Below are 23,515 nucleotides of genomic sequence, written 5' to 3'. Positions count from 1 at the left end.
TGCGATGACCGTCCTGTCGACCCGTCCCGCCACCCGACCGGGACAGCGTCCCCTGCGCGGGTCGAGCCTGCGCGCCCCCGGCCTCGACTGGTCCCTGATGCTCGCTGCCGGGCTGCTGGTGGTCCTCGGCACCCTGCTCGTGTGGTCCGCCACCTCGACGCGGACGGACCTGACCGGCGGTGACCCCAACGCCTACCTGCGCAAGCAGCTGGTCAACGTCGCCATCGGCCTGGTGCTGATGGTCTCGGTGATCGCCACCGACCACCGGTGGGTGCGCATCCTCGCGCCGCTGGCCTACCTCGCGAGCGTCGGCGGGCTGGTGATGGTGCTCGTGGCCGGCAGCACGATCAACGGTTCCCGGTCGTGGATCCAGCTCGGCGGCATGTCCATCCAGCCCGCCGAGTTCGCCAAGCTGGCGGTGGTGGTGGGCATGGCGCTGGTGGTGGCCGAGCGCACCGAACGCCGGTGGGGCAGGGGCGTGGGCAGCCTGGAGGTCGTCGCGATGCTCGCCATCGCCGCCGTCCCGGCCGCGCTCATCCTGCTGCAGCCCGACCTGGGCACGATGCTCGTGCTGGCCGCGACCGTCTTCGGCGTGCTGGCGGTCGCGGGAGCCGGCCGGCTGTGGCTGGCCGGGCTCACCCTCGGCGGGGTGGTCGGCGCGGTCGCGGCGGTGTCGTTGGGGGTGCTGAAGCCCTACCAGGTCGACCGCTTCCTCGCCTTCACCGATCCCGGCCTCGACCCGCGCGGGGCCGGCTACAACACCGAGCAGGCGCGCATCGCGGTGGGCAACGGCGGCCTGTTCGGCCAGGGGCTCTTCGACGGCTCGCAGACGCGCTCCGGCTTCGTGCCCGAGCAGCACACCGACTTCATCTTCACCGTCGCCGGTGAGGAGCTCGGCCTCGTGGGTGCCGGGCTGCTGATCCTGCTGGTCGCCGTCGTCATCTGGCGCGCCCTGGCGATCTCCGCGCGCGCCGACGACCTCTTCGGCCGGGTCGCGGCGGCCGGCATCGCCTGCTGGTGGGGCTTCCAGGCCTTCCAGAACATCGGCATGTGCCTGGGCATCATGCCGGTCACCGGCGTGCCGCTGCCGTTCGTGTCCTACGGCGGCAGCTCGCTCTTCGCCGGCATGCTGGCCCTCGGCCTGCTCCAGAACATCCACCTCCGCTCGGCCGGACCCGTCCGCCGCTGAGCAGGTCGCTGAGTAGGCCGCTGAGTAGGCCGTGCCACCTGGCGCGACGTAGTCTTGGTGGTCGGCCGCGGGTCGTGTGTCGTGCCCCGCCCCGTCCTCCCTTTCCCCGAGCTCAGTCGAGGTGTTCGCAGCATGTCCGTCGCGTCGGTCTTCCCGCGCCTGGAGGCCAGGCTTCCCTCGGTGCAGAAGCCGATCCAGTACGTCGGCGGCGAGCTCAACTCCGTCGTCAAGGACTGGGACTGCGCGGACGCCTCGGAGTCCGGCGGACCCACCGTGCGGTGGGCGCTGATGTATCCCGACGCCTACGAGGTCGGCCTGCCCAACCAGGGCGTGCAGATCCTCTACGAGGTGCTCAACGAGCGCGACTGGATCCTCGCCGAGCGCACCTACTCGGTGTGGCCCGACATGGAGCGGGTGATGCGCGAGGGTGACGAGCACGGCCCGATCCCGCAGTTCACCGTCGACAGCCACCGCCCTGTCGGCGCGTTCGACCTCTTCGGCCTGAGCTTCTCGACCGAGCTCGGCTACACCAACATGCTCAACGCGCTCGACCTGGCCGGCATCCCGATCCACGCCGCCGACCGCGGCGAGGACGCCCCGATCGTCATCGCCGGCGGGCACGCCGCCTTCAACCCCGAGCCGATCGCCGACTTCGTCGACGCCGCCGTGCTCGGTGACGGCGAGGAGGTCGTGCTGGCGATCTCCGAGGTCGTCCGCGAGTGGAAGGCGCAGGGGCGTCCCGGCGGACGCGAGGAGCTGCTGCGCCGCCTGGCCGTCACCGGCAACATCTACGTGCCGCGCTTCTACGACGTGGCCTATGGCGCCGACGGCGCGATCGAGGCCGTCGTGCCCAACCGCCCCGGCATCCCGTTCCGGGTCCGCAAGCACACGCTGATGGACCTGGACCAGTGGCCCTACCCGGCCAACCCGCTGGTGCCGCTCGCCGAGACCGTCCACGAGCGGTTCTCCGTCGAGATCTTCCGCGGCTGCACGCGCGGGTGCCGCTTCTGCCAGGCCGGCATGATCACCCGCCCGGTGCGCGAGCGCTCGATCAAGACCATCGGCGACATGGTCGAGAACGGCATCCGCAAGACCGGCTTCGAGGAGGTCGGCCTGCTGTCGCTGTCCAGCGCCGACCACACCGAGATCGGCGACGTGGCCAAGGGCCTCGCCGACCGCTACGAGGGCTCCAACGTCTCCCTGTCCCTGCCGAGCACGCGCGTCGACGCGTTCAACATCACCCTGGCCAACGAGTTCTCCCGCAACGGCCGGCGCTCCGGCCTGACGTTCGCCCCCGAGGGCGGCTCGGAGCGGATGCGCAAGGTCATCAACAAGATGGTCAGTGAGGACGACCTGATCCGCACCGTCGCCGCGGCCTACTCCCACGGCTGGCGCCAGGTGAAGCTCTACTTCATGTGCGGCCTGCCGCAGGAGACCGACGAGGACGTGCTCGCCATCGCCGACCTCGCCAAGCGCGTCATCAAGACCGGTCGCGAGGTCTCCGGGCGCAACGACATCCGCTGCACGGTCTCCATCGGCGGCTTCGTGCCCAAGCCGCACACGCCGTTCCAGTGGGCCGCCCAGCTCGACCACGTCGCGACCGACGAGCGGCTGCGGCTGCTGCGCGAGGTCGTGCGCGAGGACAAGAAGTACGCCCGGGCCATCGGCTTCCGCTACCACGACGGCAAGCCCGGCATCGTCGAGGGCCTGCTCTCGCGCGGCGACCGGCGCGTCGGGCGGGTCATCGAGGAGGTGTGGCGCGACGGCGGCCGCTTCGACGGCTGGAGCGAGCACTTCTCCTACGACCGCTGGATGGCGTCGGCCGAGAGGGCGCTGGCCGGCACGGGCGTCGACGTCGACTGGTACACCACCCGCGAGCGCGACTACGACGAGGTGCTGCCCTGGGAGCACCTCGACTCCGGGCTCGACAAGGACTGGCTCTGGAGCGACTGGGAGGACGCCCTCGCGGCCGCCGACGGCGCCGACATCGAGGTCGAGGACTGTCGCTGGACGCCCTGCTACGACTGCGGCGTGTGCCCGGAGATGGGCACCGAGATCCAGGTCGGCCCGACCGGGCAGACGCTCCTGCCGCTCAGCGTCGTCTGAGACCCGGCGGCGGCAGGGCCGCCGGGATCGGTCGTGCGGCTTCGAGCGCGAGCGACGAGACCTCCACCGTAGCTCCACCGCGAGCTCGCGACCCGCTGCTCTCCACCCGCCGTACGAGCGCGGTGCCCGTGCCTGTCCCCGTCGCCCGCCCGAGGCGCTGTGGGTCGGCCCGCGGGGGCCCGATACGGTTTTGTTACCCAAATGTGGAGGAGGCTGGGTGCCGAGAACGGACCGAACCGACGACGAGCCCTACGTGACGAGCCCCACGGGGCACCGGATGTACGTCGACCCGGACGATGATCGTGCTCGTGAGCTGGCCCGGGCCGGCGGGGCGCTGAGCCGGGGCTCGTCGCTGCTGTGGGACACGGCACTCGGGCTGGACGAATGGGACGTCGTGGTCGACGTGGGCGCCAACTACGGGGAGATGATGCTGGGCGCCCCGGTGCGGCCCGACGCGAGGAAGGTGTGCTTCGAGCCCAACCCGCGCGTGCTGCCCTACCTCCGCAGGTCGATCGAGGAGTCCGGGATCGACATCGACCTCAGGGAGATCGCGGTGGGCGCCGCGGACGGTGAGGCGGCGTTCGTCGCCGACACCGAGTGGTCGGGTCGCTCAGGGCTGGCAGAGACCCACCGCACCGATGCCGAGCACCGCCTCGAGGAGTTCAGCGTGCCGGTGCGCACGCTCGACTCCGAGCTCGCGCTGCGCCCCGGCGAGCGCGTGTGCGTCAAGGTCGACGTCGAGGGAGCCGAGTTCGACGTGCTGGACGGCGCCCGCGAGCTGGTGCGACGTGCGGAGCCCTGGGCGATCTTGGTGGAGGTGCTGCACATGGACGGTTTCGAGAAGGCACGGCTGGCCGAGGAGTTCACGATGAGGACGCTGGATCGGCGCGGGGGCGAGCTGGTGACGATCCCGCCGGTGAGCGCGAGGCGTGTCGACGAGCTGCTGCGCGGCGGCTGGCTCCACGGGCAGGACGTCGTGCTGACGGCGAGGCACGCCGCATGAGCCGCCCCCGGCGCGCCGTCTACCGAGCGCTCATCGGAGGCTACGAGCAGCTGCGCGAGGAGGAGGTCGCACGCGACTCCGACCTGCCGTTCATCTGCCTGACCGACGACCCCGAGCTGACCAGCGACACCTGGGAGGTGGTCGTGGTCGAGCGCCGCCTGCCGCACGACCTCACCCGGAGCGCGAGGGCCCTGAAGATCCTCGGCCACCCGGTCCTCGACGACTACGACGAGACGCTGTGGGTGGACAACACCGTCGCGCTGACCACGCCCCCCGACGACCTGTTCGACGACTGGCTGTCGGACGCCGACGTCGCGGCCCCCCTGCACTCCTACCGCTCCTCGATCCTCGCCGAGGCCGAGGCCGTCCTCGAAGGGGGGCTCGACGACTTCGCGCGGGTCTACGAGCAGCTGACGCACTACCTGCTCGACGGCAGCGAGGCGCTGGAGGAGAACCCGCACTGGACCGGCATGCTGGCCCGCCGGCACACGCCGCAGATCGACGCCGCGATGACGGCGTGGTGGGAGCAGGCGCTGCGCCACTCCCGGCGCGACCAGCTGTCCTTCATCCCCGTCATGCGGGCGTACGACGTGCGGCTGCGGTCGGTCCGCCTGGACACGCACGAGTCCCCCTGGCACCAGTGGCCGCGCGCCTCCGGCCGCGCCCCCCGCTCGGAGGGCTCGCGCCTGAGGGAGCTCCTGCGTCCGCCGGCCGCCCAGATCGGCGTCCTGGAGGAGAGCCTCGGCCAGACCACGCACGCGATGCAGACGGCGGTGGCCCACCGCGAGGAGGTCATCGCCTCCCTCGACGCCCAGCTCGCCCAGGCGCGTGCCGAGACGGTCGCCACCCGCGAGGAGCTCGACCGCGTGCGGCACGAGCGCAACCTCGCGCACCTCGACCTCACGGCAGCAGAGGCTCGCCTGGCCGAGGCCGGGCGACGCGTGCGCAGGCTGCGGCGCCGGCTGCGGCAGGCGCGGCGCGACCAGAAGGCCCCACGGCGCTCGCCACTGTCGAAGGCAGTCCGACGCGTGAGCCGCACCGAACGCTGAGCACAGTCCGAAGGCGCGGCCCAGGGGTGCACCTGCGGTAGCCTCCATCGCCGAACCGATCGTTCGCCCGGCCCCGCGCCGGACGACAGGAACAGGAACTTCATGGGTGACGACCAGCAGGCCCCGCAGAGTGGGACCGTGGCCTCCGACTACGGCAGCTGCTACTACAACGACGCACACCTGGGCGGCTACGACAACTACGCCTGGGACAACGACCAGTGGCGCGGCTTCTTCCAGCTGGTCGCCGACCGCATCGTGGCGATCGCCGGGCGCGGCCGCATGCTCGACGTCGGCTGCGCGAAGGGGCTGCTGGTCCAGGCCCTCCGCGAGAAGGGGGCCGACGCACGAGGCTTCGACATCTCGCAGCACGCCATCGAGGCAGCGCACCCCGACGTGCGCGAGCACCTGTGGGTGGCGTCGGCGGTCGACCCGATCGAGGGGCGCTACGACCTGGTCAGCATGATCGAGATGATCGAGCACATGGCGCCCCAGGACGCCCAGCGCGCGATCGACCAGGTGACGGCCGTGACGGACCGGGTGCTGTTCTCCTCGAGTCCCGGTGACCACGACGAGCCGACCCACGTCAACACCAAGTCCACCGCCACCTGGGCGGCCTGGTTCGCCGAGCGTGGCTTCTTCCGGCGCACCGACGTCGACCTCACCTTCCTCTCCCCGTGGGCCGTGCTGTTCGAGCGCGCCGACCGCACGGTCCGCGACGTCGTGGGCGCCTACGAGGCGCAGCTCGCCGCACTCAACGCGGAGGTGCTGGACAAGCGGACCGCGTTGCTGGCCGCGCATCGCAACATCACCGAGCTGCGCGACGGTCCCGACGGCGGCACGGCGCTCGCCGACAAGGAGCGCGCCGAGCAGGCGCTCGCCGAGCAGGTCGCCCTCGTGAAGGAGTTCGAGAAGGAGGTCATGGAGGCGCGGCACGCGCAGCTGCTCAACCGTGACCACGTCGTCGGGATCGAGGCGGAGATCGGACGCCAGAACGACGAGATCCTCCGACTCCACGGCGCCTTGCGTCGACTCCAGGGCCGTGAGACCCGGCTGACCGAGCGCAAGAGGGCCCAGGCCAAGCGCATCGCCGGGCTCACGACCAAGCTCCAGAACGCCAGGAAGCGCAACGCTGCGCTCGCCCGGCGGGTAGCGGAGCTGGAGTCGAGCGTCGCGCCACCCTCCCTCGCGCGTCGGGCCGTCCGACGGCTGCGGGGCGCGGGCCGATGAGCGCGCCGCTGTTCTCGATCGTCACGCCCGTCTACGAGCCGCCGCTCGACGTCTTCCGGGAGACGTTCGCCTCCGTGCTGGCCCAGGAGTTCACCGACTGGGAGTGGGTGCTCGTCGACGACTGCTCGCCGTCGCCGGACGTGCGCGACTTCGTCCGCGAGCAGGCGGCGCTCGACTCGCGGATCAGGCTCGTCGAGCGCACCGAGAACGGCCACATCGTCAAGGCGTCCAACGACGGCGTGGAGGTCGCCCGCGGCGAGTTCCTCGCCTTCCTCGACCACGACGACCTGCTGGCCGTCAACGCCCTCAAGGCCATGGCGCGCCACATCGGCGCGCACGACGACGTCGACTATCTCTACTCCGACGAGGACAAGGCCGACGAGGACGGCAACCTCCACTCGGAGTTCCGCAAGCCGCGCTGGTCGCCGGAGCGGTTGCGCGGGCAGATGTACACCTCCCACCTCTCGGTGATGCGCACGTCGCTGGTGCGCGAGGTGGGTGCCTTCCGCGAGGGCTACGACGGCTCGCAGGACCACGACCTCGCCCTGCGGGTCAGCGAGCTCGCGCGCCGGGTGGTCCACGTGCCGCAGGTGCTCTACCACTGGCGGGCGATCCCCGGGTCCGCGGCGGCCGACATCGACGCCAAGCCCTACGCCACCATCGCCGGCCAGCGGGCCGTCCAGGACCAGCTCGACCGGCTCGGGATCAAGGGGCGGGTGGAGCAGGGGCGCGAGGCGGGTCGCTACGTCATCCAGCGCGACCTCGAGCCCGCCGTGAAGGTGTCCATCGTCATCCCGACGCTCGGCAGCTCGGCGCTGGTGTTCGGCGAGCGCCGGGTGCTGGTCGAGGAGACCGTGCGGACGGCGTTGGCCAGGACCGAGCACGACAACGTCGAGATCGTCGTGGTCTACGACAAGCCGACGCCCAAGAAGGTGCTCCGGCGCCTGCGCGAGATCGCCGGCGACAAGCTGGTCCTCGAGCGGTTCACCAAGCCCTTCAACTTCTCCGAGAAGTGCAACGTGGGCGCGCTGCGGGCGACGGGGGAGCGGCTGGTCTTCCTCAACGACGACGTCGAGGTCATCAGCGACCGCTGGCTGGAGAACCTCGTCGGCCCGCTGGACGAGCCCGACGTGGGCCTGACGGGGGCCAAGCTCTACTTCAGCGACAGCTCGATCCAGCACGCCGGGCACGGCTACTGGGGCCGGCACTACCACCACCCCTTCCGGTTCCGCACCCGCGAGGACCCCGGCCCGTTCGGGGAGCTGGCGGTCAACCGCGAGGTCACCGGTGTCACCGCGGCGTGTGCCGCGATCCGACGTGAGGTGTTCCTCGGCGTCGGCGGGTTCACCGAGGCCCTGCCGTCCAACTTCAACGACGTCGACTTCTGCTACAAGGTCGCCCGCCACGGCTATCGCACCGTCTGGGTCGCCAACTGCGAGCTGTTCCACTTCGAGTCGCAGACCCGCGACGGCACGGTGCAGGCGTGGGAGCGGCACTTCGTGGTGCGTCGCTGGGGGATCCCCGACAAGGACCTCTACACGCCGGCGTCGATCGCCGCGCCGATGATGGACCCCCACCGGCTGCTCGATGCCCAGATCGCCGCGCCCGTGCGGCGCAAGCGCACGACCAGGGCGAAGGGCCGCGACAACGCCACGGCCTAGAGGCCGCGTCGGTCCCCGGCACGCTGCTCCGGCATCACCCCGGCCTCGCCGCGCAGTCCCGCACGCAGGCCCGCGGCGGCCAGGCGCAGCCGGGCGGCCCGGCCGGGCGCGAGCACGGTGACGATCACCAGGTGGCGCGTGGCGCGGGCGACCGCCCCGACGGCCCAGCTGCGATGGCGCCGGGCGTGGCGGCTCAGCAGCCGGACCAGGTTGCGCCACTGGTAGAAGTATCGGAAGTCGCTCGCCACCACCAGGGGCAGCCGGCGACCGCTGGGCAGCACGATGGGCTGCCCGAGCCGGTGCTCGAGGACGGCGCCGGGGGCGACGATCGCCACCAGACCGTGGTCGAGCGAGCGGAGCCAGTAGTCGGTGTCCACGCCGTCGATCACGAGCGACTCGTCGAACTCGCCGACCAGGTCGAGCGTAGCCACGGGCAGCAGCAGGCCGGACTGGATCGGCTCGCCGCCCTCGGCGTAGGTGTCGGCTCGCGTCGTGCTCCCGCGGGTGACGGTCGCGACCGAGCCCGGCGACGACATGCCGACAGGCACCCCGACGGCCCGGGCGTCGTGCTCGGCGGCGAGCAGGGCGGCGACGAGGTCGGCGGGGAGCTCGGAGTCCTGGTCGAGGGTGAGGACGTGGGTCAGCAACGGCTCGCTGCTGCGCGCCGCCCGGATGCCCGTGTTGAGCGCGGCGCCGATGCCGCGGTTGGTCCCGTGGCGCACGACGATCGCTCCGAGCGCAGCGCACTCGTCCAGCTCCGGCACCGCCGCGGGCGACCCGTCGTCGACGACGACCACCCGCTCGACCTGGTCGACCACGGACCGCACGGCACGCGGCAGGGAGGCGTCGGGGTGGTAGGCCGTCACCACGGCAGCCACGCGAGGGGTGTGCGTCATGTCCGGACTAGAGTAGGCGGCGATGGAGCGTGAGGAGGCGGCGGCAGGCCGTGAGCGGGGCCGCGCCGCCGTGCTGGTCGCCCTCGCAGCGGGTGCGTCCGCACTGGTGAGCTATGCGGTGATGTGGCTGGCAGCCCGGTCGCTCTCGACCGCCGACGCGACCACCTTCCTCACCATCTTGTCCGTCCTGTTCTTCTCCTACGGCCTGCTCTCCGGCCTGGCGACCGAGGTCACCCGGTCCGCAGCGGCAGCCGTGCGCGACGCGCGGGCTGTCGGGCCCAGCCTGTGGAAGGTCGCCGGGGTCGTCTCCGTCGCGTGCTCCGTCGCCATGGTGGTCTTCGTCGTCGTGTGGCACGGTCGGCTGCTCGGCCCGGAGGCCGACCTCGGCGACGCGTGGCCCGTCGCCCTGCTCATGGGGCTCGGCGTCGCGGGCTACGCCTTCCACTCGACCGCCGTCGGCGCGCTGACCGGGCGGCGGCAGTGGTCGGGGTCCGCGACCGTCATCGGCGCCGAGGCCGCCGCGCGCCTGGTGCTGACCGCGGCCGCAGTCGCGCTCGGAGCGAGCCTCCTGGGCATGGTGGCCGGCTCCGCGGTGGCGGCGCTGGCGGTCTTCGCCGTCCTTGCGACTGCTGCGACCGTCCGTCGGGCGATGTCCACCGCCACCGACTGCTCCGGGCGGGTGCTCGGATGGCGCATCGCCCAGTCCATGCTGGCCCAGGCCTCCGCGGCCGCGGTGATCGTGGGGTTCCCGGTCCTGCTGGCCTCGACCACCACGCCGGCCGCCTACCGGCACGCCGCACCTCTGATCCTCGCGATCTCCTTGACGCGGGCACCTCTGCTCGTCCCCCTCAATGCCGTCCAGGGCATCGCGGTGTCCTACCTCGTCCACGCCGGCCGCCGCTTCGGGCGTGCCCTCGCGGTCGTCGTCGGGATCCTCACGGCCGTCGGCGCTGTCGGCAGCCTGCTCGCGTGGGCGATCGGTCCGTGGCTGATGTCCACGCTCTTCGGCGCCGACTATCGCGTCGAGGGCTGGGTGCTGGGGCTGCTGACGCTCTCCGCCACGCTGCTCGCCGTCCTCACGGTCACCGGCGCGACCTGCCAGGCCACCAACCGGCATGCCGTGTTCCTCGGGGGATGGGTGGTCGCGACCGTGTCCACGGCGCTCCTGCTCCTGCTTCCCGGCTCGCTCGAGCAGCGCAGCGTGACGGCGCTGCTGGTCGGGCCCACCGTGGGGCTCGCCGTGCACGTCGCCTCGTTGATCCGGGGCATCGCCGGCCATCGCAACGCGGAGAGGGGGCCGGTCCGTGTCGACGCGTGAGCAGGGTGCGGTGGGGGAGCGACCGCCGGTCTCGGTGGCCATGGCCACCTACAACGGCGCGTTCTACGTCGGGGAGCAGGTCGCCAGCATCCTGGCCCAGCTCGGACCGCGTGACGAGCTCGTCGTCGTCGACGACGCGTCGACCGACGACACGCCGACGGTGGTCGGCTCCTTCGCCGACGAGCGGGTCAAGCTGATCGAGTCGCCGGTCAACCGGGGCTACGTGGCGACGTTCGAGCAGGCGCTGCTCGCCTGCCGGCACGACCTGCTCCTGCTCGCCGACCAGGACGACGTGTGGCCCGACGGGCGGGTCGACGTCATGGTCCGAGCGCTCGCCGGGGCAGACGTCGTGGCGGGCAACGTGGCGCTGCTCGGCTCCGGGAAGGCCCTCAGCTCGCCCTTCGGCGCCGAGGGTTGGCTCCTCCGCTCCGACGACTCCACCCGCCACGCGCGCAACGTGGGTGGCGTGCTCGCCGGGATGCGTCCCTACTACGGGTGCGCGATGGGGCTGCGCCGTGCAGCGCTGGAGACCGCGCTGCCCTTCCCGCCGTTCCTCGTCGAGTCGCACGACCTGTGGCTCGCCCTCGTCGGCAACCTCCGGCGGAGCACCGCCCACGTGGACGACGTGGTCGTGCTGCGCCGCGTCCACGAGTCCAACGCCAGTCCCGATCGACCTCGCGGAGTGCTGCCCGCGCTCCGCTCGCGGACGATGCTGCTGCGCAGCGTCGGCGAGATCGTCCGCCGCCTGCGGCGTCGCTGAGCGCAGCTCAGTCGGTCGCGTGCGTCCAGATCTGGCGCAGGGAGCGCAGCCGGCCGGGAGCGCGCAACGCCTGCGGCAGGAGCGTCACTGCGTGCAGCCGTGAGGTCCACCGGTGACGAGCGGCGCGCGCCGCGCGGGACCAGCCGTGGGCCTCGAGAGCCCCGCCGACCTCGCGGAAGAAGCGCCGGTCGTCGGCGAACCGCGACCCGTCGAGTGCGGCCGAGGAGGAGAGGCTCTCGGAGTGACGCCGGTAGGAGAAGGCCTCGTGGGGATCGAGCACGAGGGAGCCGCCGTCTCGCACGATGCCCAGCACCATGGCGAGGTCGAGGACGATCGGCAGGTCCGCACGGAACGGACGGTCGGTGAGCCACGAGCGGCGGAAGACCAGGGAGGGCCAGTAGAGCCAGTTGCCGCGGAGCAGGCTCACGGCGAGGCCCTCGCCCGACAGCACTCGGGTCGAGGCGGCGCGCGGGCGCAGCACGGCCTTGATGCGGTCGCCCAGCGGCGCGCAGGGGGCGCCCGACTCGTCGATCACCTGCACCCCCATCTGGAGGAAGGCGGCGTCGTCGTACCTCCTCATCAGCGCGCGGGCGCGAGACACGAAGTCGGCGTGGAGCAGGTCGTCGCAGCCGAGGAACATCACGAGGTCCTGGGTGGCCAGGCGGCGGCACTTCTCGAAGTTGGCTGCGATGCCCAGGTTGGTCTCGTTGCGGATGTAGGTGATCCGGGGGTCGTCCTGCTGCGCGAAGCGCTGGGCCACCGACGGGTCGGGATAGCAGTCGTCGACGATCGTCATCGTCCACTGGGGGTCGGTCTGGGCGCGCACGCTGGCGACGGTGGCGTCCAGCAGCGCGGGATCGCCCCAGAACGGGACGAACACCTCGAGGGTGTCGCTCACGCACTGTCCTCGCGCGACGGCTCGTCGCCGTGCAGCGTGCGGCGCTCGAGCTCCACCTGGAGCAGCGCGACGTCCTCCGCCAGCGTGCGGGTGCGCTCCTCGAGCCGGCCGAGCTCGGAGCTGTGCTGGAGCGTGAGCACCATGATCACCAGCGAGGCGACGAAGAACAGCAGGTTGGCCGGCACCTGCAGGCCGATCACCGTCGTCGCCCAGGAGAGCAGGCCGGGGAAGGCCGCCACCGTGAGGGCGCCGAGCGCCACGACGCCCCAGATCAGGGCGTACTTCTCGCGCAGCCGGTGACGCCGCAGCATCTCGAAGAGGGACACCAGGATGACGATCGAGCCGGTCACTCCCAGGATGCTGACGCCGCTCATGGCTCGACCTTCCCGCTGGCCAGGTCCGCGTCGGCCGGCGTCGCTCGCACCGGCTCGGACTCGGACGCGGGGGACGGGACGTCAGGGGCCGCGGGGGCACCGGCCGAGTCGTCGAGCTGCGCCGGCCAGTCGCGCACCAGCGCGAGGAAGAGCGCGAACACGGCCCGGAGCAGGTAGACCGCGGCCTTGATGGGGGAGTGGGAGGCGCGCCCGGCCATCCGGGGACGCATCACCACGGGCTCCTGGCGGATCACGCAACCGGCCCGGGCCCCGATCACCAGCGACTCGACCGTGTCGCCGAGGTACTCGGCCGGGTAGTGGCGGGCGAACAGCGAGATGGCCCGCCGGTTGCTGACGCGGAAGCCCGACGTGACGTCGGTCAGGCGCGTGTGGGCGAGCCGCGAGAGGACCGCGGCGAGCAGCACCATCGCCCATCGCCGCGGTCCGCGCACCTTGTAGGGGTCGTCGGCCGTCGCGAATCGTGCGCCGATGACGACGTCGGCGTCGGTGAGGCGGTCCACCAGCTGCTGGACGTAGCGCGGGTCGTGCTGGCCGTCGGCATCGATCTGGACCGCCACGTCGTAGCCGTGGCGCAGGGCGAACCGGTAGCCCGCCCGCATCGCGCCTCCCACGCCGAGGTTGTAGGGCAGGCTGCACACGGTGGCGCCGGCCTCCACCGCCCGCTGGCGGGTCTGGTCGGCGGACCCGTCGTCGACCACGAGGAGGTCGGCCTCGGGCACGCAGGCGCGGATCTCGGTGACGGTGGCGCCGATCGATGCCTGCTCGTTCCACGCGGGGACGATGATCAGGACACGACGGCCCGACACCGCGGCGGCTGACATGGCAGGCATGCTATCGCTCCACATCGACGTCGTAGACGATGCGGGGTGTGCCACCCCAGTCGAAGCGGTCCGCCTCCTTCAGGCACGGGAGGGACAGCTCGCGGGTCGCGACGATGGTGTCCACCTCGGGCAGACGCCGAGCGAGCGTGCACGGTGACGCCGCCACCAGGATGACGTCGGCGCTCGGGTTGGAGATCTCGATGCCTGGGTCGTCCTTCCACTGGAACCACACGAAGGCGCCGCCGCGGTTCCACAACGACGGGTCCGCTTCGGGCGCGAGCTGCGACCACGCGTCCTCGTCCGGTCCGGCGAGCTGGCGCCCCGTGAGGCTGGGCACCCCGGTCGCCGCGAGCAGGCTGTCCACGGCGTACGCGTCGGCTGCCCACACTCCGTCGCTCGAGCGGACCTCCGGCGCCTCGTCGAGGAGGTCGTCGGCGACCGTGCTGCCCCGCAGGTCGCCCAGCCCGACGAGGAACGGGTTGACGTTCCACACCAGCAGGGCCGCCCCGGCCACGGCCACCACGTAGCCGTACGGACGGCGCGGGCGGAAGGTGATCGCGAAGACCGCGACCGCCACGACGGCCGAGGCCACGTAGATGGTGGTCAGCGAGAGCTCGGGGATGTTGGTCACGCGCAGCAGCGAGGCGGCGTACGCCGTCGTCGCGCCGGTCGCCACCGCGGCGACGACGGCGACGCGCCGTGGACCGAGGTCGGGCAGCAACGGCAGGACCAGGCACACGAGGACGACGCCCAGCATCCCCACCACGTCCGCCGCGCGGGCCTGCGGGACCATGCTGAGCAGCGGGACGCTGCCGGCGAGCGTGCCGAGTGCGAACGTCGACCAGGCGAACCACAGGGCGGTGATCGCGGCGAGCACGACGATGGCGGCGCGGTGCCGCACGGGCGCCGGTCGCCAGACGGCTGCGGCCAGGATGGCGAACCACACCAGGGAGAAGCCGAACGACGAGGAGATCTCGCTGGCGTTGGACCCGTTGATGACGGGGTTGTCCTGAAGGACGCCCAGCACGGGCGCCGCGAAGATGTCCTGCAGCGGGCTGGGCAGCTCGGTCGTCCGGCGCTGGCCGGGATAGACGGTCTCGGTGAGGACCGCCAGGGTGGCCCTGTTCTCGAGGAGCACCCCCGCCAGCGTCGCCAGGGTCGCGGCACCCGTCGCCGCCACCACGGTGATCGACAGCCGCCGGCGCCGGCGAGCGACGACCAGGTGGGCGACCGTGGCGGCGAGGATCGCGCTCCCCAGCACGACGCTCCACGGCTGGTAGCCGTAGACGGTGCGGGTGAGCAGCAGGGCTGCCCCCACCCCCCACCCGACCGCGGCGGCGCGGCGCCCGTCGAGGGCGGCACCGTGCGCGCACAGGAGTGCGGCGCAGCCGGCGAACAGGGGGCCGAGCGTCGCGATCGGGCCGAACGACCACCAGGCCGCGAGCGGGGACAGGACGAGGAGCGCCAGGGCCAGCCAGCCGACCCGTGGGTTGCCCGTGATCCGGCGGAACCACGCCGGAAGCGCGAGGGCCAGGAGCAGCAGGGGGAACCACAGGGTGGCGGAGTAGAGGATGCGGTCCGGGAGCCACGGGCCGAGCTGCAGCAGGGACCGGTCGATGAGCACGACCGTGCTGACGGGTCCGTTGGGCAGCGAGTTGAGGAACTCGTCGTCTGCGGTCAGGGGGTTGAGGTCGTCGGTCGACCCGGTCGCGAGGACGCGGAGGAGCGCCGGCGTCGAGGTGGCCCACTCGTCGGAGCGCACCGTGAGAGGCGTGCCCAGCATGATGCCGGAGTGCTCGCCGGGGGTCTCGCGGAGCTGGTCGATGCCGATGCTCGAGTAGCTCGAGCCGGTCAGGGTGAGGACCGAGTAGACCAGGAGCGGGATGATGACCGGCCAGCGCGCGTCGCGCAGCCTGTCGCGCACAGAACGCACGTCGGGACCTTCCAGCTCAGCGGTGGGACCGGCCGCACTATACGGGTGCCCTACCGTTGCGCCGTGCCCAAGGACCAGCCCCAGCAGCAAGCTCCGCCCGTGCAGCGGCTCCGCGTCCGCTACGCCAAGCGGGGCCGGTTGCGATTCACCAGCCACCGCGACTTCAGCCGCGCGTTCGAGCGCGCGGTGTTCCGAGCCCGGATCCCGATGGCCTACTCCTCGGGGTTCAACCCGCACCCGCGGATCTCCTACGCCGGCGCGGCTCCGACCGGCTCGGCGAGCGAGGCGGAGTACCTCGAGCTGGCGCTCGCCGAGGTGCTCGTCCCCGCGGAGGTGCACGCGGTGCTCGACGAGGCGCTGCCGCCCGGCCTCGACGTCCTGGATGTCGTCGAGTCGACGGGCGGGTCGCTGGCCGACCTGCTGGAGGCGAGCCGCTGGCGCATCGCGGTCGTGGCAGACCGGGCCACCGTCGTCGACGCCGTCGCGCGCTTCCTCGCCGCCGACGAGGTCCTGGTGGAGCGGATGACCAAGAAGGGGATGCGCGAGTTCGACGCGCGCGACGCCGTGGCGTCGCTGGTCGTGCTGCCCGACGACGGGGAGGGCCGGACCACGCTCGACGTGGTGCTGCGGCACGGCACGCCGTCGGTGCGCCCCGACGACGTGCTCCGCGCCCTGGAGGCCGTCGCTGGTCTCTCGGTCGGCGAGGCGCCGTTGATGACCCGGCTGGCCCAGGGCCCGTTGCTCCCGTCCGGAGAGATCGGCGACCCGCTGGCGGCTCGCGCGTAGGTCTCCCCGGGCCCGGTGTGCGATACTCGCCACGTTCGACGCCCCGATCACCGTCGGGATCCGTCGAGCCGACGACGTTCTCGCCGGCCGCACCCGTGGTCGGCACCCCGAGCGGGATGGACGTCACCGGACCGCGACGCGGTCACAAGAGTCGGTGACAGCGACTCGGGTGGCCCGGCGACCGCGGCGGGTGGCGCCCCGCCTCGCTCGGAGACGCACCCGCGGAGGGGGTCGCCGCCACAGAAGCTTTGCGTCCCCGTGATCGTCCCGCGTGAGCGGCGGACGCCGTATCGGCACCGCGACGGTGCCCGAGGAGCGCCACATGCTCAGTGATGACCAGAACGCCCAGCCCGGCCGCACCGAGTCGGGGACCCCGGCTCCGGAGGCCGCGACCGAGCCGGCCGCGCCCGTCGTGACGCGCCGCACGCGCAAGGCACCCGCCAAGAAGGCGGCGCCCGCCTCCGCGCCCGCCGCGGACCACCCCGTCCAGAGCACCGCCGAGAGCACCGCCGCGCAGCCCGCAGCCGGTGAGCCGAGCGGTGAGCAGGCCGGTGACGCACCCGCGGTGCGCAAGACGGCCACGCGCCGCGCGCCCGCCAAGAAGGCGCCGGCGCGCAAGAGCGCCGCCAAGAAGACCGCCCAGGCTCCGGAGTCCGACGCTCCCGAGCCGGTGACCGCCGACCTTCCGAGCACTACCGACGCCCCCGACGCGCCCGCGGTGGCCGAGGGCACCTCCGAGGCGCCTGCGGCTCCCGCCAGGCGGGGGGCACGCAAGACCGCGGCCAAGACCCCGGCCAAGAAGGCACCCGCCAGGCGGACCGGCGCCAAGAAGGCCGCAGCCGTCCCCGCCGCCGAGGACGCCGGCGCGCCGGCCGGGACCACCGCCGCCCCTGAGACCACCGACGAGGGCACCGACGCCGCCACCGGCCACGCCGTGCTGTTCCAGCCGCCGGTCGTGACCACCACCACCCGCCGCACGCGCAAGAAGCCGGCTCCGGCCGAGGTCGCCGAGGAGCCCACCGACGCCGCGACGCCGACGGCGGACACCGGGACCGCCGAGGCTCCTGCCCCGGCCAAGAGGTCCACCACCCGCAGGTCGACCGCGAAGAAGGCTGCCGGCAGTCCCGCCGACGCTGCCGCCGGCGAGGCGACCTCCGAGGACGTCGCCGAGGTCTCGGCCGAGGGCGCCGAGAGGGCCCCGCGGAAGTCTGCTCGCCGGTCCGGCAGGAAGGCGGCCGCCGCAGCCCCGGTCGAGCCGGACGTCGACGCGTCGCTGACCGCCGACGAGGACGAGGACGCCGACGAGGCGACGGACGAGGCGACCACCGAGGCCAGCGCCGAGGCCAGCGCCGAGGCCCCCACCGAGGGCAGTGACGACACCGACGACAGCGACGAGTCCGACGGCGAGGGTGGCGGTCGCCGTCGCCGCCGCCGCGGCGGTCGTCGCCGCCGCAAGTCCGGTGAGGGCAGCGGCGAGACGACTGCCGACTCCGGCGACGAGCCCGGTGACACCGGCTCGGCCGAGGCGCCCGAGGACGCCGGCAGCAGCGGCGGGTCGACCGGCCAGGGCGACTCGGACTCGGACTCGGACTCGGGCGAGGGTGGCGAGGGCAGCTCGCGGCGGCGTCGCCGCCGCCGCCGCTCCGGCGACGAGGGCTCATCCGACGACGGCGACGCCAACACCGTGACGCGGGTCCGCAAGGCCCGCTCCGCGGAGGACCAGATCACCGCCGTCTCGGGCTCCACCCGCCTCGAGGCCAAGAAGCAGCGCCGCCGCGAGGGCCGCGAGGCCGGCCGTCGCCGCGCCCCGATCGTCAGCGAGGCGGAGTTCCTCGCCCGGCGCGAGTCGGTCGAGCGCGTGATGGTGGTGCGCCAGCGCGAGGACCTCACGCAGATCGCCGTGCTGGAGGACAAGGTCCTCGTCGAGCACTACGTCGCGCGCAAGTCGCAGACCTCGCTCATCGGCAACGTCTACCTCGGCCGGGTGCAGAACGTGCTCCCGTCGATGGAGGCCGCCTTCATCGACATCGGCAAGGGCCGCAACGCGGTCCTCTACGCCGGTGAGGTCAACTGGCAGTCCCTCGGGCACAAGGAGGGCCAGCCGCGCAAGATCGAGTCGGTGCTCTCCAGCGGCCAGATGGTGCTGGTGCAGGTCACCAAGGACCCGGTCGGCCACAAGGGCGCGCGCCTGACCAGCCAGGTCAGCCTCGCGGGGCGCTTCCTGGTCTACGTCCCCGACGGCACCACCTCCGGCATCTCGCGCAAGCTCCCCGACACCGAGCGCAGCCGGCTGAAGTCGCTGCTCAAGGAGATCGTCCCCGACACCGCCGGCGTGATCGTGCGCACCGCGGCGGAGGGCGCCAGCGAGGAGGAGCTGACGCGCGACGTCGAGCGGCTCAAGGCCCGCTGGGAGTCCATCGAGAAGAAGGCGACCAACAAGGGCTCCGGTCCTCAGATGCTCTACGGCGAGCCCGACCTGACCCTCAAGGTGGTGCGCGACCTCTTCACCGAGGACTTCTCCAAGCTCGTCATCGAGGGTGACGACGCGTGGGACACCGTCCACGACTACGTGGAGTCGGTCGCTCCCGACCTCGCGTCGCGGCTCGAGCGGTTCGAGCGGGGTGCGACCGGCGGAGACGTGTTCGCGACCTACCGCATCGACGAGCAGATCCAGAAGGGCCTCGACCGCAAGGTCTGGCTGCCCTCGGGCGGCTCGCTGGTCATCGACCGCACCGAGGCCATGACCGTGGTCGACGTCAACACGGGCAAGTTCACCGGCTCCGGGGGCAACCTCGAGGAGACGGTCACCAAGAACAACCTCGAGGCGGCCGAGGAGATCGTGCGCCAGCTCCGGCTGCGCGACATCGGCGGCATCATCGTCGTCGACTTCATCGACATGGTGCTGGAGTCCAACCGCGACCTCGTGGTGCGCCGCCTCGTCGAGTGCCTGGGCCGCGACCGCACCCGCCACCAGGTCGCCGAGGTGACCTCGCTCGGCCTGGTGCAGATGACCCGCAAGCGGATCGGCACCGGCCTGCTCGAGGCGTTCAGCGAGCCCTGTGAGCAGTGCCACGGACGCGGGGTGGTCATCAAGGACCAGCCCGTCGACCCCGACGCCCGCTCCGACGACGGCGGCGAGGGCCGCCGCGGCGGGCGGCGCCGCGGCGGGCGCCGCGGTGCAGCCGGCGACGACTCCGGCAACGGCGACGCCGGCGCGAAGCCCACCGAGACCTCCCACGCGCCCTCGCCCAAGGACGTGGCCGCCATGGCGCGTCAGGAGCGTCCCGCGGACGAGGCCGGGTCCGAGTCGTCGGACGCCGAGGAGCCCACCGGGTCCACGGAGGCTCCCGCGGCCGAGCCCGAGACCGCGGCCGAGCCCGAGACCGCGGCCGAGCCCGAGACGGCGGCCGAGCCCGAGACGGCGGCCGAGCCCGAGACGGCGGCCGAGCCCGAGACGGCGGCCGAGATCACCGAGATCACGGCTCCCCCCGCCGAGACCGCCGCCCCCGTGGAGGCGGCGCCGGTCGAGGTCGAGAAGCCGCGCGTGGTGACGCGTACGCGCCGCCGCTCCGCGAGTCGTCCTGCCGGTCCGCCGGCAGGTGCCGGCTCGGCGGCCGCGACTGGTGCCGAGGCTGCGCCCGGAGTGGCCCCCGCCGCCGGCGCTCAGGCGGCGGCGGACGGTGCCGCGGATGCTGCCGTGGACGGTGCCCCCGACGCCGCGGGCGGCGGTCCCGGGGAGCTCCCGGTCGTCGGGCACGTCCCGATCAAGAAGAAGGGCTCGCGCAAGCGCTGAGCCCGGGTGGGCGCCGACCGGGCCTCGTTTTGCCCGGTCGGCACCCGATCCCGTAGTCTTGACCCTCGGTGCTCGACACACCGATTCTGCGCGCCCGCCCCGCGGCGTACCCGCCCACCAGGCGGTGTCGTGCGCAGTCCGACAGTTTTTCATCCTGAAGTTCGTATCGAGGAGAGTGACTCGCCGTGTACGCAGTCGTGCGCAGTGGCAGCAAGCAGCAGAAGGTTGCCGTGGGCGACGTCATCGAGATCGACGCGATGGCCGCCGCCGGCGACACCCTCACCCTGCCCGTGGTGATGGTCGTCGACGGTGACAAGGTCACCGCCACCGGCCTCGACAAGGCGAGCGTGACCGTCGAGGTCACCGGCCGCACCAAGGGCCCGAAGATCATCATCCAGAAGTACAAGAACAAGACCGGCTACAAGAAGCGCCAGGGTCACCGCCAGAAGTACACCCAGGTCAAGGTCACCGACATCTCCCTCTGAGCTCGCGCTCGAGGTCGACCACCCACTCGCCAGAAGGACTGAACAATGGCTCACAAGAAGGGTGCTGCGAGCACCAAGAACGGCCGTGACTCCAACTCCCAGCGCCTCGGCGTGAAGCGCTTCGGCGGTCAGGTCGTCGGCGCCGGCGAGATCATCGTGCGCCAGCGCGGCACCCACTTCCACCCGGGCACCGGCGTGGGCCGCGGTGGCGACGACACCCTCTTCGCCCTGCAGGCCGGCGCCGTCGAGTTCGGCACCCGCCGCGGTCGCAAGGTCGTCAACATCGTCCCCGGCGAGTGACGTCACCGCGACACTGAGCATTCCTGCGAAGGGCGTCCCTGTCTGGGGGCGCCCTTCGTGCTTCACCACCCCCCGTTAGGACACCCATGGCCCTCCCCACGTTCGTCGACCACGTGACGCTGCACGTCGCAGCGGGACGAGGTGGCAACGGTGTGGCCTCGGTCCACCGCGAGAAGTTCAAGCCCCTCGGCGGCCCCGACGGCGGCAACGGCGGCCCCGGCGGGTCGGTGATCCTCGAGGTCGACCCCAGCGTCACCACGCTCGTCGACTACCACCACAGCCCCCGGCGCCGCGCCGAGCACGGCGGCCACGGGGCGGGCGGGCACCGCAACGGCGCCCACGGCAAGGACCTGGTCCTCGCGGTCCCCGACGGCACCCTGGTCAAGGACGGCGACGGCAACGTGCTCGCCGACCTGGTCGGTGCCGGCACGACGCTGGTCGTGGCCCAAGGCGGTCGTGGCGGGCTCGGCAACGCCGCCCTCGCCTCGTCCAAGCGCAAGGCCCCCGGCTTCGCGCTGCTGGGCGAGCCCGGCGACGAGCTCGACGTACGCCTCGAGCTGAAGGTCGTCGCCGACATCGGTCTCGTCGGGTTCCCGAGCGCCGGCAAGTCGTCGCTGATCGCCGCGATCTCGCGGGCGCGGCCCAAGATCGCCGACTACCCGTTCACCACCCTCGTGCCCAACCTCGGCGTCGTGACGGCGGGGGAGACCACCTTCACCGTCGCCGACGTGCCCGGCCTGATCGAGGGCGCCGCGGAGGGCCGCGGCCTCGGCCACGACTTCCTGCGCCACATCGAGCGGTGCGCCGCGCTGGTGCACGTGGTCGACACCGCCTCCATCGAGCCGGGGCGCAACCCGCTCGACGACCTCGAGGTGATCGAGAACGAGCTGGCCCGCTACGGCGGGCTCGAGGACCGGCCGCGGCTGGTCGCCCTCAACAAGGTCGACGTGCCCGACGGCCAGGACATCGCCGACATGGTCGCCGACGACCTGCGCGAGCGTGGGCACCGGGTCTTCCAGGTCAGCGCGGCGTCCGGTGCCGGCCTGCGCGAGCTGACGTTCGCGATGGCCGAGATCGTCCAGGCCGCCCGCGCCGAGAAGCCGTCCGTCGAGCCGCAGCGCATCGTGCTGCGTCCTCCCGCGGCCGACGGCGGCGGCGACTTCACGGTCGTGCAGACCGAGGAGGGCTGGCGGGTGCGCGGTCCCAAGCCCGAGCGCTGGGTGCGCCAGACCGACTTCAGCAACGAGGAGGCCGTGGGATTCCTCGCCGACCGCCTCAACCGGCTCGGGGTCGAGCTCAAGCTCGCCAAGATGGGCGCGCAGGAGGGCGACACGGTCCTAATCGGCCCCGAGGACAACTCGGTCGTCTTCGACTTCAAGCCCAGCATCGAGGCCGCGGGCGCGGAGATGCTCGGCCGCCGTGGCGAGGACGAGCGGCTCCGCGAGAACCGCCCGGCCCGCGAGCGGCGCCGCGACATCGCCGAGGCGATGGAGACCAAGTCCGAGGAGGAGGCCCGCGCCGACGTGGCCCGCCGACTCGACGAGGAGCGCAAGGCGAAGGGCCGCTCCCGCAGCACGGGCAGCTCCGGCGTCGGCCCGATGGCCTACGAGATCGGCAGCAAGGACGACCCCGACTGGGACGGCAGTGACGACTGACCGCTCGACCCTGGTCGACGGCGCCCGCCGCATCGTCGTCAAGGTCGGCTCGTCGTCGCTGACCACCGCCGCCGGTGGCATCGACCCCGCTCGGGTGCGCCAGCTGGTCGAGGTGCTCGCCGCCGTACGTGACCGCGGCGCCGAGGTCGTGCTGGTGTCGTCCGGCGCGATCGCCGCGGGCCTGGCGCCGCTCGGCTTGAAGCGGCGTCCGCGTGGCCTCGCCGCGCAGCAGGCGGCCGCGTCGGTGGGGCAGGGGCTCCTGGCCCACCGCTACCAGGAGGAGTTCGCTCGCCACGGCATCGTCACCGGCCAGGTGCTGCTGACCGTCGACGACGTCACCCGCCGCGCCCACTATCGCAACGCCCACCAGACCTTCGCCAAGCTGCTCGAGCTGGGTGTCGTGCCGATCGTCAACGAGAACGACACCGTCGCCACCTCGGAGATCCGCTTCGGTGACAACGACCGCCTCGCCGCCCTGGTCGCGCACCTCGTGCACGCCGACCTGCTCGTGCTGCTCTCCGACGTCGACGGCCTCTACGACGGCCCGCCGTCGCGCGCCGGGTCCCGCCTGGTGCCCGTCGTGCGCTCCGAGGACGACCTCGCCACGGTCACCATCGGGTCGACCGGCGCGGCGGGTGTCGGCACGGGCGGCATGACCACCAAGGTCGACGCGGCACGCATCGCGACGGGTGCCGGCATCGACGTGCTCCTCACCTCCGCCGAGCAGGCCGCTGCCGCGCTCACCGGCGCTGAGGTGGGCACGCACTTCGAGGCCACCGGCAAGCGCCGGCCCACCCGTCTGCTCTGGCTGGCCCACGCCACGTCGGGGCAGGGCACCCTCAGCCTCGACGCCGGCGCGGTGCGCGCGGTGGTCGAGCGTCGCGCCTCCCTGCTGGCCGCCGGCATCACGGCCGTCGACGGCAGCTTCGTCGCCGGCGACGCCGTCGACCTCCTCGACCCGTCCGGCGCGCTCGTGGGCCGCGGCCTGGTCAACTTCGACGCCGACGAGCTGCCCGCCCTCCTCGGCCGCTCCACCAGCGAGCTCAAGGCGGCGCTCGGCGCGGCCTACGAGCGCGAGGTCGTCCACCGCGACGACCTCGTCCTGCTCTGACCCGCCACGACGCAGGCGCGCGGACATTGGTCCGCCGGGCGTGATCGGGCACCGCGGACCACGCGGTCCGGGCGCGAGCAACGTCCGCGCGGCTACGGGGACGGTGGCCGGGCGGCGCGGGTCGCCGCG

Annotated in this window: 18 protein-coding genes and 1 pseudogene; 14 read left to right on the top strand and 5 right to left on the bottom strand. The window is 72.8% G+C overall.

Translation table 11 applies throughout. The annotated features are described in order from the left end of the window. Window positions 1-4: 4 nt before the first annotated feature. The 6 genes from rodA (at window position 5) to AC3X7Z_RS01885 (ending at window position 8,235) form a co-directional block, all read left to right on the top strand. Window positions 5-1,189 (top strand): rod shape-determining protein RodA, encoded by a 1,185-nt coding sequence (gene rodA, locus AC3X7Z_RS01910; protein ID WP_186340794.1) that lies wholly within the window; start codon window positions 5-7, stop codon window positions 1,187-1,189. Window positions 1,190-1,321: 132 nt separating this feature from the next. Continuing rightward, window positions 1,322-3,295 carry a TIGR03960 family B12-binding radical SAM protein gene (locus AC3X7Z_RS01905; protein WP_489974827.1) on the top strand — a complete coding sequence of 658 codons (1,974 nt, stop codon included), beginning with the start codon at window positions 1,322-1,324 and terminating at the stop codon, window positions 3,293-3,295. 253 nt (window positions 3,296-3,548) lie between these two features. Then, window positions 3,549-4,298 carry an FkbM family methyltransferase gene (locus AC3X7Z_RS01900; protein ID WP_489974826.1) on the top strand — a complete coding sequence of 250 codons (750 nt, stop codon included), beginning with the start codon at window positions 3,549-3,551 and terminating at the stop codon, window positions 4,296-4,298. Beyond that, window positions 4,295-5,347 carry a glycosyltransferase domain-containing protein gene (locus AC3X7Z_RS01895; protein ID WP_489974825.1) on the top strand — a complete coding sequence of 351 codons (1,053 nt, stop codon included), beginning with the start codon at window positions 4,295-4,297 and terminating at the stop codon, window positions 5,345-5,347. Before AC3X7Z_RS01900 ends, AC3X7Z_RS01895 begins: the two co-directional genes overlap by 4 nt. 102 nt (window positions 5,348-5,449) lie before the next feature. Beyond that, window positions 5,450-6,574: a class I SAM-dependent methyltransferase gene (locus AC3X7Z_RS01890; protein WP_489974824.1), complete on the top strand. Its 1,125-nt coding sequence runs from the start codon at window positions 5,450-5,452 to the stop codon at window positions 6,572-6,574. Continuing rightward, the gene (locus AC3X7Z_RS01885) at window positions 6,571-8,235 is read left to right on the top strand and encodes a glycosyltransferase family 2 protein (RefSeq protein ID WP_489974823.1); all 1,665 of its coding nucleotides are present in this window, start codon (window positions 6,571-6,573) and stop codon (window positions 8,233-8,235) included. The genes AC3X7Z_RS01890 and AC3X7Z_RS01885 overlap by 4 nt, the downstream gene beginning before the upstream one ends. Here AC3X7Z_RS01885 and AC3X7Z_RS01880 read toward each other — a convergent pair. Beyond that, window positions 8,232-9,131 (bottom strand): glycosyltransferase, encoded by a 900-nt coding sequence (locus tag AC3X7Z_RS01880; protein WP_489974822.1) that lies wholly within the window; start codon window positions 9,129-9,131, stop codon window positions 8,232-8,234. The genes AC3X7Z_RS01885 and AC3X7Z_RS01880 overlap by 4 nt on opposite strands. Before the next feature lie 22 nt (window positions 9,132-9,153). On the opposite strand from AC3X7Z_RS01880, the gene AC3X7Z_RS01875 reads away from it, so the two are divergent. Both AC3X7Z_RS01875 and AC3X7Z_RS01870 read left to right on the top strand, forming a co-directional pair. Then, window positions 9,154-10,449 carry a polysaccharide biosynthesis protein gene (locus tag AC3X7Z_RS01875; RefSeq protein ID WP_489974821.1) on the top strand — a complete coding sequence of 432 codons (1,296 nt, stop codon included), beginning with the start codon at window positions 9,154-9,156 and terminating at the stop codon, window positions 10,447-10,449. Then, the gene (locus AC3X7Z_RS01870; protein ID WP_489974820.1) at window positions 10,436-11,209 is read left to right on the top strand and encodes a glycosyltransferase; all 774 of its coding nucleotides are present in this window, start codon (window positions 10,436-10,438) and stop codon (window positions 11,207-11,209) included. Before AC3X7Z_RS01875 ends, AC3X7Z_RS01870 begins: the two co-directional genes overlap by 14 nt. Before the next feature lie 7 nt (window positions 11,210-11,216). On the opposite strand, the gene AC3X7Z_RS01865 is transcribed toward AC3X7Z_RS01870, so the two are convergent. The 4 genes from AC3X7Z_RS01865 to AC3X7Z_RS01850 are packed head-to-tail and all read right to left on the bottom strand — an operon-like array spanning window position 11,217 to window position 15,256. Next, on the bottom strand, window positions 11,217-12,107 hold the full coding sequence (locus tag AC3X7Z_RS01865) for a glycosyltransferase (protein ID WP_489974819.1): 891 nt from the start codon (window positions 12,105-12,107) through the stop codon (window positions 11,217-11,219). Further along, window positions 12,104-12,481, bottom strand: coding sequence for a DUF2304 domain-containing protein (locus AC3X7Z_RS01860; RefSeq protein WP_489974818.1), 378 nt, complete (start codon window positions 12,479-12,481; stop codon window positions 12,104-12,106). Before AC3X7Z_RS01860 ends, AC3X7Z_RS01865 begins: the two co-directional genes overlap by 4 nt. After that, window positions 12,478-13,323, bottom strand: a complete 846-nt coding sequence (locus AC3X7Z_RS01855; RefSeq protein WP_489974817.1) for a glycosyltransferase family 2 protein — start codon at window positions 13,321-13,323, stop codon at window positions 12,478-12,480. The genes AC3X7Z_RS01860 and AC3X7Z_RS01855 overlap by 4 nt, the downstream gene beginning before the upstream one ends. A gap of 10 nt (window positions 13,324-13,333) precedes the next feature. Then, window positions 13,334-15,256, bottom strand: coding sequence for a DUF7657 domain-containing protein (locus AC3X7Z_RS01850; protein ID WP_489974816.1), 1,923 nt, complete (start codon window positions 15,254-15,256; stop codon window positions 13,334-13,336). A 63-nt stretch (window positions 15,257-15,319) separates the two neighbouring features. On the opposite strand from AC3X7Z_RS01850, the gene AC3X7Z_RS01845 reads away from it, so the two are divergent. The 6 genes and pseudogenes from AC3X7Z_RS01845 (at window position 15,320) to proB (ending at window position 23,386) form a co-directional block, all read left to right on the top strand. Next, complete coding sequence (locus AC3X7Z_RS01845) at window positions 15,320-16,042, top strand: TIGR03936 family radical SAM-associated protein (RefSeq protein WP_489974815.1); 723 nt, start codon at window positions 15,320-15,322, stop codon at window positions 16,040-16,042. 322 nt (window positions 16,043-16,364) lie between these two features. Beyond that, window positions 16,365-19,244: pseudogene (locus AC3X7Z_RS01840) on the top strand (Rne/Rng family ribonuclease); the annotation flags it as partial. Between the two features lie 776 nt (window positions 19,245-20,020). After that, window positions 20,021-20,320 (top strand): 50S ribosomal protein L21, encoded by a 300-nt coding sequence (rplU, locus tag AC3X7Z_RS01835; protein ID WP_056908626.1) that lies wholly within the window; start codon window positions 20,021-20,023, stop codon window positions 20,318-20,320. A 45-nt stretch (window positions 20,321-20,365) separates the two neighbouring features. Further along, window positions 20,366-20,620: a 50S ribosomal protein L27 gene (gene rpmA, locus AC3X7Z_RS01830; RefSeq protein ID WP_135840891.1), complete on the top strand. Its 255-nt coding sequence runs from the start codon at window positions 20,366-20,368 to the stop codon at window positions 20,618-20,620. Between the two features lie 86 nt (window positions 20,621-20,706). After that, window positions 20,707-22,275, top strand: a complete 1,569-nt coding sequence (gene obgE / locus AC3X7Z_RS01825; protein ID WP_489974814.1) for a GTPase ObgE — start codon at window positions 20,707-20,709, stop codon at window positions 22,273-22,275. Then, window positions 22,265-23,386, top strand: a complete 1,122-nt coding sequence (proB, locus tag AC3X7Z_RS01820) for a glutamate 5-kinase (RefSeq protein ID WP_489974813.1) — start codon at window positions 22,265-22,267, stop codon at window positions 23,384-23,386. Before obgE ends, proB begins: the two co-directional genes overlap by 11 nt. Window positions 23,387-23,515: the final 129 nt, after the last annotated feature.

Source organism: Nocardioides sp. Z24_21, from assembly GCF_058134345.1.
The sequence above is the reverse complement of the archived record's forward strand: the minus strand, read 5'-3'. Positions and strand labels throughout refer to the sequence as shown.